This is a genomic window from Nonomuraea sp. NEAU-A123 (genome assembly GCF_018603905.1).
GTDB lineage: Bacteria > Actinomycetota > Actinomycetes > Streptosporangiales > Streptosporangiaceae > Nonomuraea.
The window spans coordinates 698,076-709,641 of record NZ_JAHFZZ010000005.1 but is presented as its reverse complement, the minus strand read 5'-3'; the positions used below and the strand labels follow the sequence as shown (position 1 = coordinate 709,641).

Genomic DNA, 11,566 nt, shown 5'->3' with positions numbered 1-11,566 from the left:
GTCAGCCCGTCCTCCGTTCCGGCGCGCTCAAACGGTGCGAGATCGATGTCGTGGCGACGGTGGCCGCGCGGTAGTCGGCATAACCCTGGCGGTACACCTCCTGGTGCGCCGCGACCGGCTCGATCGTGCGGACCGGCGGCGCGTACTGCTCCGACGCCTCGGCCAGCGAGGCGTGCCGGCCGGCGCCGACCGAGGCGATCACCGAGCAGGCGCGCAGCGTGAGGTTGTCCCCGGCGACCAGGCTGATCGGCCGGCCGAGCACGTCGGCGGTCGCCTGGAGCCACAGCGGGTTGTGCTGGATGCCGCCTGAGATGAAGATCTCCGACACGCCGATCCCGCCCTCGACGAAGGAGTCGATGACCTGGCGGGTGCCGTAGGCGACCCCCTCCGCGGCCGCCCGGTAGACCTGTTCCGGGGTGGTGGCCAGGCTCAGGCCGAGCACCGCGCCGCGCAGCCGCGGATCGCGCAGCGGCGTGCGGTTGCCCATGAAGTAGTCCAGGACGATGAGCCCGTGCTCGACCGGCGGCAGCTCCGCCGCGGCCTTGATGAGCCGGCCGATCTCCGGCCTCGGCCGGCCCATGAGCCGCTCGCCCGCCCAGGACAGCACCGAGCCGCCGCACACCTGGCCCCCCTCCACCAGCCAGTGCCCCGTGTTCAGCGCGTCCGGGTACGGGCCCCACACGGTGGTCGGGAAGACCGGTTCGGCGATCTCGGTGACGAACGCGTTGGACGTGCCACACACGATCGACACCCGGCCCTCGCGGGCGCCGCCGATGGCCAGCAGCGACAGGTGCGCGTCGATCCCGCCGGAGGCGACGACGGCCGGGCCGGTGATCCCCAGCTCCTCGCGGGCACCGGCACAGATCGGCCCCACCGGATCACCGACCGGCACGACGTCGGCGGGCAGCTTGCCGCCGAGGTCGCCGATGCCGAGCAGCTCGTACAGGTCGTGCGGGAACCCCGCCCCGCGCGGATCGTAGTTGCTCTTGCAGACCGCGTTCATCCGCGACGCGGTCCACCGGCCGGTGAGCCGCCATACCATGTAGTCCACGGCCTCGGTGATGCGCGCGGCGTCGCGGTACGTCTCGGGCTCGTGGCGGGCCAGCCACATGGCCTTGGGTACCAGCCACTCCACCGCGTCGCAGCCGCCGGAGTAGCGCAGCACCGGGTGGTCGATCTGCGCGGTCAGCGCCGACTCCGCGCTGGCCCGGTTGTCCATCCACAGCAGCGCCGGGCGCAGCGGGCGCCCGTGGCGGTCCAGCACGGCGACCGTCGAGGCGGTGGTCGCCACCGCGAGCCCGGCGATCTCCGGATTCCCCGCCTGGGCGAGCGCCGCACGCATGGCGGCGGCGCCCGCCCGCCACCAGTGGTCCGGGTCCTGCTCGGCCCAGCCCGGCCAGGGGAAACTGGTCGGGTAGGAGTCCTCGCCCGCTCCGAGCCGCGTGCCGTCGGCGTTGTAGACGGCCGCGCGGGCGCCTTCGGTGCCGAGGTCGAGGGCGAGAAGAGCGCTCAACGTCATACCTCGTTCGGCAGGTCGTTCGGCAGGAACAGGACCTTGGAGCTGACGATGGACCGTTCGCCGAGGCTGACCATCGTCTCGGGCAGTGCGTCCAGTCCCAGCTCATGCGTGATCATGAACTTCCAGGCGAGCTCGCCGGAGGCGAGTGTCCTGGCCGCCACGTCCCACTCCGCGCCGGGGAATGGCGCGGAGAAGGAGTTCCAGGCGCCGTGCAGGGTGACCTCGCGTCGCAGGAAGGCACTGAAGGTGGACTTCGGCAGCACCACGGGGTCGTGCGGGATGCCGATGAACACGGCCTCCCCGTGCCGCGCGGCCAGAGTCACGGCCTGGTCGATGGCGGCCGGCGCGCCCGCTGATTCGATGACGACGTCGTACCCCTCCCCCACCACCTCGGCGGCGGCCTCGGCGCTGGTCGCGGTGTGCGTGGCCCCGGCCTCCATCGCCATGGCCGCCTTCTGCTCGTTCAGCTCGATCACGAGTACCTCGGCGGCCCCGGCGATCCGCGCCCACTGCACGGCGAACAGCCCGATGGGACCGGCGCCCACCACCGCCACGCGCTGGCCGCCGCGCATCTTGGTACGCCACAAGGCGTGCAGCGCGATCGCCGCCGGGTCGAGCATGGCCGCCGCCCTGGGGTCCAGGGTCGCCGGGAGCACCATCAGGTTCTCGGCCGGCACGGTGACGTACTGCGCGTACGCGCCGTCCCGGCGACTGCCGAAGTACCCGTAGTCCTTGCACAGGCTGAACTGGCCCTGGCTGCAAGGGGCGCAGGCGTGGCAGGGGATGAGCGGCGGAACGGTGACGAGATCGCCCTCCCGTACCCGCTTCGTGGTCGCCAGCCGATCGCCCAGCCGCACCACGTGCCCGGAGAACTCGTGACCGCAGATGATCGGGAAACGGTAGGCCCCGGCACGCAGCATGCGCGGAATGTCCGATCCGCACACTCCGCATGCCGCGACGCGGACGAGCGCCTCGTCAGGTCCCGGCTCGGGTACGGGGACCTGCTCGACCCGGATGTCACCGGGAGCGTGGAGCACTGCGGCCTGCATGGTTTCCGGCATATCTTTTTCTTCCTCGCGTCCGGCGTTTCGCCTACTTGAGTTCCTGGGCGAACTCGCTGGTCCCGCTGTACTTGGCGGCGTTCTCCTGATCGATCAGCGCGGTGCCCGCATCGACGGAGGGCTCGACCTTGTCGCCCTTCTTGACCTTGAGCACCGTCTCCACCGCCTTCGCGCCCAGGGAGATGGGGTCGTTGAGCGCGGTGGCCACGTACTGATCGCCGCCGGCCATCTGCTTGACCGCCTCCATGAGCCCGTCCACCCCGGTGACCAGGACTTTGTCCTTGCCGTTCTCCTTGAGGACCTTCAGCGCGCCAAGCGCCATGTCGTCGTTGTGCGCGTAGACGGCGGCCACGTCCGGGTGGACCTGGAGCAGGTCCTGCATCGCGGTGACGGCCTTGGAGCGGATGTAGTCGGAGTAGGGCCCCTCGACGATCTTGATCTTGGGGTTGGCCGCGACGGCCTCGTGGAAGCCCGCGCTGCGGTCGCGCGCCACGGCGCCGCCGGCATCGCCGCGGATCTCGATGACGGTGCCGCCCGCGGCACCGAGCTTCTGGCTGAGCCGCTCGCCGACCAGCTTGCCCATCGCCTTGTTGTCCCGCCCGACGTGCGTGACGGCCCCTTCGGGCACCGGCCGGTCCACGGTCACCACGGGGACTCCGGCCGCCTTGGCCGCGGCGAGGCTGGGTTGCACGCCCTGCGGGTCCACCGGGTTGATGAGCAGGATGTCGACCTGCCGGGTGACGAGGTCCTGGATGTCGTTGTTCTGCTTGGTGACGTCCCCGCCCGCGTCGGCGAAGTAGAGCGTGGCGCCCGCCTTCTTGGCGGCCGCCTCGGCGCCTTCGCGTAGCTGGACGTAGAAGGGGGACTGCTGGGTCGCCTGGCTGAAGCCGATGGTGATGGGCCCCTCCGCCTTCTGGCTGGAACCGGCGGTGGCCCCGCCGGGGGTCGCCGACACCGAGCAGGCGGACAGCGCGGTGAGGGCGAGGAGGAGCGCCGGCATTCTGAACAGCCGAAATCCACGCATTTGGGCCTCCGTATGTGACTGAGATAACGCACGCTAAACCGAACGTTAACCTCGCAGCAACACATGAGCCGAAACTTGCTCATATGAGCATTCGGTGGCCTCGCCTGGACATCGTTGCTGGTGAGCGACCCCTGCGGCGCGTTCCTGTCGCCGGGCGCGCGGATGGGCTCGCCGGGCGGCTGTGGTTGATCCCGATCAGCCGGCGGTCACCTTGATCTCCGCGAACTGGTTGGCGGAGCTGGAGATCTTCACCCCCCACGTACCGGTGCTCGCCGCCTTGGCGTCGATCTGGTATCTGCCCATGCCGCTGGTGGTGTCCTTGCGGTTGGTGCCGGATCCGTTGAAGAGCAGCTCGACCCGCTCGTTGTTGAGCTTGGTCCACGGAGCGTTGACGTTGTCGCGCTTCTGCACCTTCCCGGTGTGACGGACGTTCGTGTTCTTCGGGACCGACTGGTCATTGACCGTGTGGGACACCTGGTACAGGCCCGCCTTCTCCACCGTCGAGTGCTGCTGGGCACTGCGTGAGCCGCGCAGTTCCCGGGCGGCGGCGGACAGCCCTCTCCCCGTGCCTCTCGGCCCGGTGCCGGGGAACTCCGCCCGCCAGAAGCCGGAGTTCCGCGCGATCACGACGGCGGTGAAATCCCCGTCCGCCCCGGTATCCGTGCGGGTGATCTCGGTCCATGCGAACTCCTCGTCCTCGCGGAACTCCAGCAGGATGGGCAGGCCGCCGACGTCCGCGTCGTCCGCTCGCAGGACACCGCTGAAGCTCAGCTCGTCGCCCTCGCGCACCGGATCGGGCGAAAGGCCGAACGCGTCGATCCGTGTCTCCGCGCCCGCCCCGGACTCGGTCGCCACCGTGAAGGTGTCCTCCACGGCGTCGCCGCGGGCGCGGAGGAGCACCCGCCAGGTCCCCGTCGCCTTCACCACGGTCTCCGCCCGCCACAGGTCGCCGAACTCGCCGGCCTCGACGCGGTCGAACGCGAGCCTCGCCCGCTCCCCGCCGGGACCGCTCAGGGAGCCTCGGAGGTCGCGTACGCCGGCGGTCGCGACGTCGATGGTCAGCGGCGCTTCGGAGACCACGGGGACCGGCGTGATGTCGACCGACTCGATGAGGCCGTCATCGCGCAGCAGCTTCCACAGGATCGTCCACGGAGTCGTTCTCGGGGTCGCCATGGTCAGCACACCTCTCTGAAGGAGATCTCGGGAATGAACCTCTCCCAGTCGGCCGGAGCCAGGCCGACGCCCGCGCGGGCGCAGATCCGGGCCACGGCCTCGGCGGGATCGACAGGGATGTCGTGCATCGAGCCGTCGTCGCCGATGCTGAGCAGGTGCCGGCCGTCACCGGAGAATCCCAGGGCCAGCACCCCACCGGCGTGCGCCTTGAACGAATCCCCCAGAGCCGTGCGGGCCGCCACGTCCCACAGCTGGACCCGGCCGCTGCTGCCACCGGTGGCCAGGATGGCGCCGGCCGGGTGGAAGGCGATCGCCATGACCGTGTCGAACTCGCCGCGTCCGGGCGCCAGCCGTCCCAGCTGACGGCGGCCGAGCCCGTCCCACAGGTCGACGCCGAGCTGGCGGAAGCCGACCGCGATCGTCGAACCGTCCGGGGAGTAGGCCAGCGACCTGACCCCGTCGACGCTGCCGCCGAACGGCCTGTCGCGGATGACGTTCCCGGTGACGAGGTCGATGAGGGCGGCGTCGCTGCCGCCGATCACCAGGGTCTTGCCGTCGGGCCGGAAGGCCATCGCGTCGAACCCGTCCCGGGGCAGGTCAGGCAGGCGCTGAGCGCGGCGTACGTCCCACCGCTCGGCCCGGCCCCCGGCGGGCGCCACGACCAGGGTCCGTCCGTCGGGGCTGAAGGCCAGGCCGTCGATGTACTGCCGGCCGCCTATCGGCAGCCGCGCGGTCTCGGTCCGGCTCGCCACATCCCACAGGGTGACCGTGGTCGTCCCAGCCGATCCGGCCGCCAGCGTCCGCCCGTCGGGGCTGAACGCCAGGGCGTACGCGCCGTCGCCATCGGTGTCGTCGGCGCCGGTGTCGGCGTCATCGGCGCTGGTGGTGGTGGCGGCGGAATCCTGGGAGCCGAGCGTGCCCAGTGACCGGCCGGCGGCGACGTCCCACAGCACCAGCCCACGGTCGGTCTGCAGCGCGGCGAACCGTCCTGCGGGGTCGAACGCCGCCGCGCCGGCCGAACCGGCCACGTGGAGGCCCATGGTGAGGTCCAGCACCGCCACCGCGCCCCTGCCCAGCAGGTAGCTGAGCCGCGTGTGCCCGGCGTCCAGCCGGGCCGAGGGCATGCCGGAGGTGTCGGTCAGCGGGTAGTGCAGTGTCGGTTCGCCCGTCGCGACGTCCCAGATGGCGATGGCCGCGCGGTCGTAGGAGATGAGCAGCCGCCCGTCGGCGCTGAAGGACAGCCAGGCCGCCGTGATGCCGTCGACGAGCGACTCCGGACGGAACCGCCCGGCGGCCAGATCCCACAGCCGGATCTCGCCGCCCGTGGCGATCGCGGCCGTTCCGGGCCCGAAGGCGACCGCGCTGCCCGCGCCCCGGACGCGACGTCGCGAATCCAGCTCCCACAGCTCGTAGCGGCCGTCGGTGAAGGTGGCGGCGGCGTAGCGATCGTCGTCGGAGATCGTGATCCGGTCGATCCGCTCGTCCCGCGTGCCCATGACCCGTTCTCCGGTACGGACGTCCCTGACCTCGCCTCTGCCGTCGGTCGTCGCCAGGCCCAGCAGCCGGCCGTCACGACTGAGCGTCGCGCCGAGCGCGGTTCCGGCGATGCGCGGCCCGGGCCGGCCCGTCGCCACGTCCCACACGCGTACCGCGTCGGGGCCGCAGACCACGACCTTCGTCTGGTCGCCGCTCAAGGCGATCGCGCGCACGCCCGTACCCACTCCGGCGACCGTACGGACCGGCCGGCCGGACTCTCGCAGGGTCACCCGGCCCGCGTCGGCGACGGCCAGCACGCGGCCGTCGGCGCTGAGGTCGAAACGCGCGTCCGCCCCGGCGGCCGGCGGCGGCAGCACGGTCAGCTCGCGCTGCGCGAGAGCGCTGTACAGGACGGCCCGCGCCTCCTGGACCGGGGCGATCCGCCAGGCCGCAACGCTCAGCAGCATGGCTCTGACCGGGTCGGAGGTCTGCAGCGTCTCGGCGAGCATCGCGGTCTTGCGGGCCACCGCGATGTCCCGTTCCCGTACCGCCGCCGCCCGCTGCCCGGCGGCCACGCCCGTGGCGGCCAGCGCGATGACCAGCATGGTGGCCAGCGCCGCCATGACCTGCCGCCGGCGGCGGGCCCGGACCCGGCTGTAGGCCAGGCCCGCCTCCAGGAAGGCGTTCTCGACGAGGTTCAGCGTCACGTGCTGGCGGCCCGTCGCGGCCCAGCTCAGCGCGGCCTCAAGGGAGCCGCCCTGGTAGAGGTCGCCGGGACGGCGCCCGTGCGCGTCCCATCGCTGGGCGGCTTCGCCGAGCCTGCGGTGGATCCGCAGCCCGGCCCGGTCGGCGTCGATCCACCCGCGCATCCGCGGCCAGGCGCGCAGCAGAGCCGCGTTGGCCAGCGCCACCGTGTCGTCGTCGCGGACCACCAGCTCGGCCCGGGTGAACCCGAGCAGCACCCGGTTCAGCATGGGCGGGTCGACGACGCCGTCGTCGAGTTCGTCGGCCGGCACCTTGCGCAGCATGTCCTCGGCGCCCTCGCCGGGCATCACCAGGCGCAGCATGATCTGCGGCACGACCGCCTGGTCGGTGCCGCGCAGCCGCCGGTAGATCTGCTCGGCCACCAGCTCCAGGGGCGGCTGCGCGAGCCGGGCGGGCGGGCGGATCATCTCGGCCGCCCTGCTGCCCTCGGTCAGCAGCGCCCGGGTGCCGGCGCCATCGTGCGGGGTGACGTCCTGGCCGCCGACCAGGGCCAGCAGCAGAGCGCGGGAGCTGGGACGGTCGGCCGGGTCCTTCGCGAGGGCCGCCGTCACCAAGGTGCGCAGCGGCTCGGCCAGCCCGGACACGTCGGGGACGGCGGCGAGGATCTGGTGCAGCAGCCCCGCCAGGTTCTCGCCGGCGAACGGGTCCCGGCCGGTCGCCGCGTACAGGACGACGGCGCCCCACGCCCAGATGTCGACGGCCGGGCCCGCGCGCTCGCCGATGACGCTCTCGGGGGCCATGAACGCCGGAGTCCCGGCGTTCTGCCCGGTAGGGGTGAGCGACATCTCCGACGTCCTGGCGATCCCGAAGTCGATCACCCGTGGCCCGTCGGGGCCGATCAGGACGTTGTCCGGCTTCAGGTCGCGGTGGATCACCCCGGCCTCGTGGATCGCGGTCAGCGCGGTGGCGATGCCGGTGGCCAGCCGGTGCAGGTCGTCCGGCCGGTACGGCCCGGCGGTCTCGACGGCCCGGCGCAGGCTGGGGCCGCCGACGTACTCGCTGACGATGTACGGCCGGGGGTCGTCGAGCCGGACCGACAGCACCCGAGCCGTGCAGAACGCCGACACCTGCCGGGTCGCCGCGGCCTCCTTGGCGAACCGGAGACGCAGCTCCGCCCCGGCACCGGGGTGCAGCACCTTGATCGCCACGCGCTGCCCGGCCGGGTCGTACGCCTCGTAGACCACACCCTGCCCGCCCTCCCCCAGCCGTCCCGCCAGCCAGTACTCACCGAGCTGGCGCGGGTCGCCGGGGACGAGGGCGGGCATGTTCACGATGGTGCAACGGGATCCCCCGATCGAGAAGGGGTCCCGCTACGGGTCTGTCAGGCCGTGGCGGCGATCCGGTAGGCGCGGATCACCGTCTGCTCGACGGTGTCGCCGGAGGCGTCACTGGATTTCGCCCGCAACGACACGAAGCCGTCGCCGGCCGGATGGCGCAGGATGACCTTGGAGTCCCGCACCTCGGCCTTGGCCCAGGTGGTGCCGTCGTCGTACGAGACATCCACCGAGAGCCGGCGCGAGTGGCCCGCCGTACTGCCGGGAAGGGGTTGGACGGTGACCGGCACGGCGAACGGCCGTCCGGCGGGTGCGGCGTTCTGGGCGTCGAGCGCGGGCGTGAAGCGCACCACGGACACCGGCAGCCGGACGGGCGCGTCCCCGGTGTTCCCCGACCGGAACGTCCACGCGATCGACGAGCGGGTGGACAGGACGGCGGGTGCGCCGCGTTCGGCCTCGGCCACCAGCCGGTAGGTCGCCGCCCCGGCGGGCACGGGGAAGTCGGCGGTCAAGGACGGCACCTCGCCGACCAGCTCGCCGTCGCGATAGAGGGCGGTGTGCTCGGTCGCGCGCGAGGAGTAGCCGAGCGAGCCCCGGCCGTCGCCGTACATCCACAGGTCGGTCGAGATGACGTCACCGGCCCGGCCGGCGCTGACGCCGCCGAGCTGATCGCCCAGCGGCACGGAGGGTCCGAACACGCCGCGGTTCCACCGCTCGGTGGTCTCCCGACCGGGCGCGTAGCGGGCGAAACCGGACTCGAACCTGTTGACGCGGCCGTCGGCGCCGTACTCCCACAGGAAGCGCTGCCAGCGGATGCCGTCGTCGGTGTTGACGTACTCGGTCTGCGTGAACGGCGTGCCGAACGGCGTCGGCGCCAGGTAGGAGAAGATCGCGGCGTCGCGGGGCCAGGCCCGGCTCGCCGACTCCGCCTGCGCGTCCGGCAGGTGGCGGGCGTAGTCGGTGTGGATGGCCGCGAGGTCCTTTTGCGCCACCTCCCGGTGGAATCCGGTCACCATCCGCCCGCGCACGAACCAGGCCAGCCGGTAGGCATAGGGACTGCCGCTCTTCGAGGCGGCCCACTGCCCCGCGACCTTGGTCAGGAAGCCCTCGTAGTCGCGGTCGGGTCCGAGCTGGGCGGTGAACCTGTGGTCCCAGTCCCTGCTGATCGAGCCCGAGCTTTCCACACCGCCGTCGGGCCTCTTGACCTGGAAGATCACCTCGCTCAGCAGCGACACGGCGTCCGCGCGGGGCGGTTTCACCGACAGCGGCCTGCCGAGGCGGGCGTCGGCCGCCACGGTCTGGGACTTGTCCAGGTTCAGCCCGGGGTGGACGAGCTGGGTGACACCGTCCTCGCTGAGAATCGCGGTGTCCAGGAGCCACCTGCCCTTCGGCAGGCGCAGGGTGATCGTGCTCTCCCCGCCGAACACCACGATCGGCGACTGGTCGGCATCCAGCCTCCAGATCGACATCTCGTAGAGCCCGGTGGGCTCGCCCTGCCTGTCGGTGTGCTGCACCGTCAGGTCATAGCTCTCGATCTCCTTCTCCACCGCCACCGGCGTGCTCACCGACACACCGTCGGAGCCGGTCGCCACGATGTACCCGCCCAGGAAGCCGTCGGCGACGTCGGCGCCGGTGTCGGCGGTGACACTCGCCTCGGCCTGCCCGCCGGCGGGGACGATCAGGGTGCTCGGCGTCACGGTGAACGCCTTGCCGGCCCGCGCCTCCAGGGCCAGCGTGACCGGGGTGGCGAGGTGGTTGCGGTAGACCAGCTTCTTGGTGATCGGCTGGTCGTCGTCGTGCGGCCACTGTCGGGTGCCGAACCCGAGCCCCGGCGGTTCGGTGGTCAGCTCCTGCGTCGTCACCCGGTCCGCGTCGACCCGGCCCGCGCCCTGAGTGAAGATCCCGATCTTCGGGTCCGGCTTGGCCGAGCCCATCAGCGCGGCCTTCAGGGTGGCGGCCTTCCAGTCGGGGTGCCGGCCCACCAGCAGGGCCGCGGTGCCCGCCACATGCGGGGTGGCCATCGAGGTGCCCGATTTGCTGACGTACGAGCCTGTTCCGGGACTGTCCTTGCCGCGGGCCGCGGTGATGTCGACGCCCGGGGCGGTGATGTCCGGCTTGAGCCCGCCGTCGCCGACCCGCGGCCCCTTGGCGGAGAACGGGGCCGGCTCGTCCGACTTGCTGACGGCGCCCACGGCCAGCGCCGCGTCCGTGGCGGCCGGGGAGTCGATCCCGCGATCCTGGCCGTTGTTTCCCGCCGCCACCACGAACAGCGTGCCGTACTTCTCGGTCAGCGTCTCGACGGCCTGCTCCAGCGGGTCGCTCTCCGGGGTGTCGGGCCTGCCGAGGCTCATGTTGACCACCTGGGCGCCCTGTTCGGCGGCCCACTGCATGCCCGCCAGGATGGCGGAGTCCGAGCAGTACAGCGACTCGCACACCTTGCCGTCCAGCAGCGTGGCGTCCGGGGCCACACCGCGGTACCGCCCTCCGGAGGCCGCGCCGCTCCCGGCGATCGTGGACGCCACGTGCGTGCCGTGCCCGACCACGTCGCGCTCGTCGGGCGTCTCGGTGAAGTCCTCGCGCGCCGACACCTTGCCCGCGAGGTCGGGGTGGGTGGCGTCGATGCCGGTGTCCAGCACCGCCACCTTGGCCCCGGCCCCGGTGTAGCCCCGCGCCCACGCTGCGGGCGCGCCGATCTGCTTCACACTCGCGTCGAGCGACACCCGCCTCTTGCCGTCGAGCCAGATCTTCGCCCGCCCGCCGGTGATGTCCTTCCAGAAGCGGCCCGCGTCCGACCGCCTCTCCTGTACGGCGAAGCCGCCCACCGCGCCGAGCGTCCTGATGCCGGAAGCGCCGGTCAGGCCGCGTGGTGCGGGTGTTCCCGTGACGATGAGCGGCAGGGCGGGCCGCCGGTCGTCGTAGCCGTACTCCAGGAGCGTGGTGACCTCGAACAGCCGCGGGTCGAGCCGCCCGTCCCCGAGCAGGGGGACGGCGTCGCTGGGCACGACGCGCAGGCGCCCGCCGCTCAGGTGGGTGGAGAAGGTGACGTCCTTCCGGCCCTCGCCCGGCTCGACCCGCGCGCTCAGCCCGTCGGTGACGGTCACCCGGTCACCGGTGACCAGCGTGACGGTGCCGGTCAACGCGGGCTCACGGTCCTGTGGCTCGGCGGCGGCGGGCGGGGTGGCGCCCGCCGTGAGCATCGTGGCGGTCAGCAATAAAGCTCCGGCCACGCTCGTACTCTTACGCAATTACCGCTCCGGATCATCGACAGTGGATC

Annotated in this window: 6 protein-coding genes; all 6 read right to left on the bottom strand. The window is 72.4% G+C overall.

Features of this window, described 5'->3' with window-relative positions:
* Window position 1: 1 nt before the first annotated feature.
* The 6 genes from KLK06_RS18935 to KLK06_RS18910 all read right to left on the bottom strand — a co-directional run bounded on the left by KLK06_RS18935 (window position 2) and on the right by KLK06_RS18910 (window position 11,519).
* On the bottom strand, window positions 2-1,513 hold the full coding sequence (locus tag KLK06_RS18935; protein WP_214636786.1) for a ribulokinase: 1,512 nt from the start codon (window positions 1,511-1,513) through the stop codon (window positions 2-4).
* 2 nt (window positions 1,514-1,515) lie between these two features.
* Window positions 1,516-2,580 carry a galactitol-1-phosphate 5-dehydrogenase gene (locus KLK06_RS18930; protein WP_214636785.1) on the bottom strand — a complete coding sequence of 355 codons (1,065 nt, stop codon included), beginning with the start codon at window positions 2,578-2,580 and terminating at the stop codon, window positions 1,516-1,518.
* Between the two features lie 31 nt (window positions 2,581-2,611).
* Window positions 2,612-3,604 (bottom strand): substrate-binding domain-containing protein, encoded by a 993-nt coding sequence (locus tag KLK06_RS18925; RefSeq protein WP_214636784.1) that lies wholly within the window; start codon window positions 3,602-3,604, stop codon window positions 2,612-2,614.
* A gap of 195 nt (window positions 3,605-3,799) precedes the next feature.
* Complete coding sequence (locus KLK06_RS18920) at window positions 3,800-4,777, bottom strand: hypothetical protein (protein WP_214636783.1); 978 nt, start codon at window positions 4,775-4,777, stop codon at window positions 3,800-3,802.
* A 2-nt stretch (window positions 4,778-4,779) separates the two neighbouring features.
* Window positions 4,780-8,283: a serine/threonine-protein kinase gene (locus KLK06_RS18915; RefSeq protein ID WP_214636782.1), complete on the bottom strand. Its 3,504-nt coding sequence runs from the start codon at window positions 8,281-8,283 to the stop codon at window positions 4,780-4,782.
* 56 nt (window positions 8,284-8,339) lie between these two features.
* Window positions 8,340-11,519, bottom strand: coding sequence for a S8 family serine peptidase (locus tag KLK06_RS18910; RefSeq protein WP_214636781.1), 3,180 nt, complete (start codon window positions 11,517-11,519; stop codon window positions 8,340-8,342).
* Window positions 11,520-11,566: the final 47 nt, after the last annotated feature.

Excerpts from the sequence above, each read along its gene's own strand:
- KLK06_RS18930 (WP_214636785.1), bottom strand. The coding sequence starts at position 2,580 with ATGCCGGAAACCATGCAGGCCGCAGTGCTCCACGCTCCCGGTGACATC.
- KLK06_RS18925 (WP_214636784.1), bottom strand. The coding sequence starts at position 3,604 with ATGCGTGGATTTCGGCTGTTCAGAATGCCGGCGCTCCTCCTCGCCCTC.
- KLK06_RS18920 (WP_214636783.1), bottom strand. The coding sequence starts at position 4,777 with ATGGCGACCCCGAGAACGACTCCGTGGACGATCCTGTGGAAGCTGCTG.
- KLK06_RS18915 (WP_214636782.1), bottom strand. The coding sequence starts at position 8,283 with ATGCCCGCCCTCGTCCCCGGCGACCCGCGCCAGCTCGGTGAGTACTGG.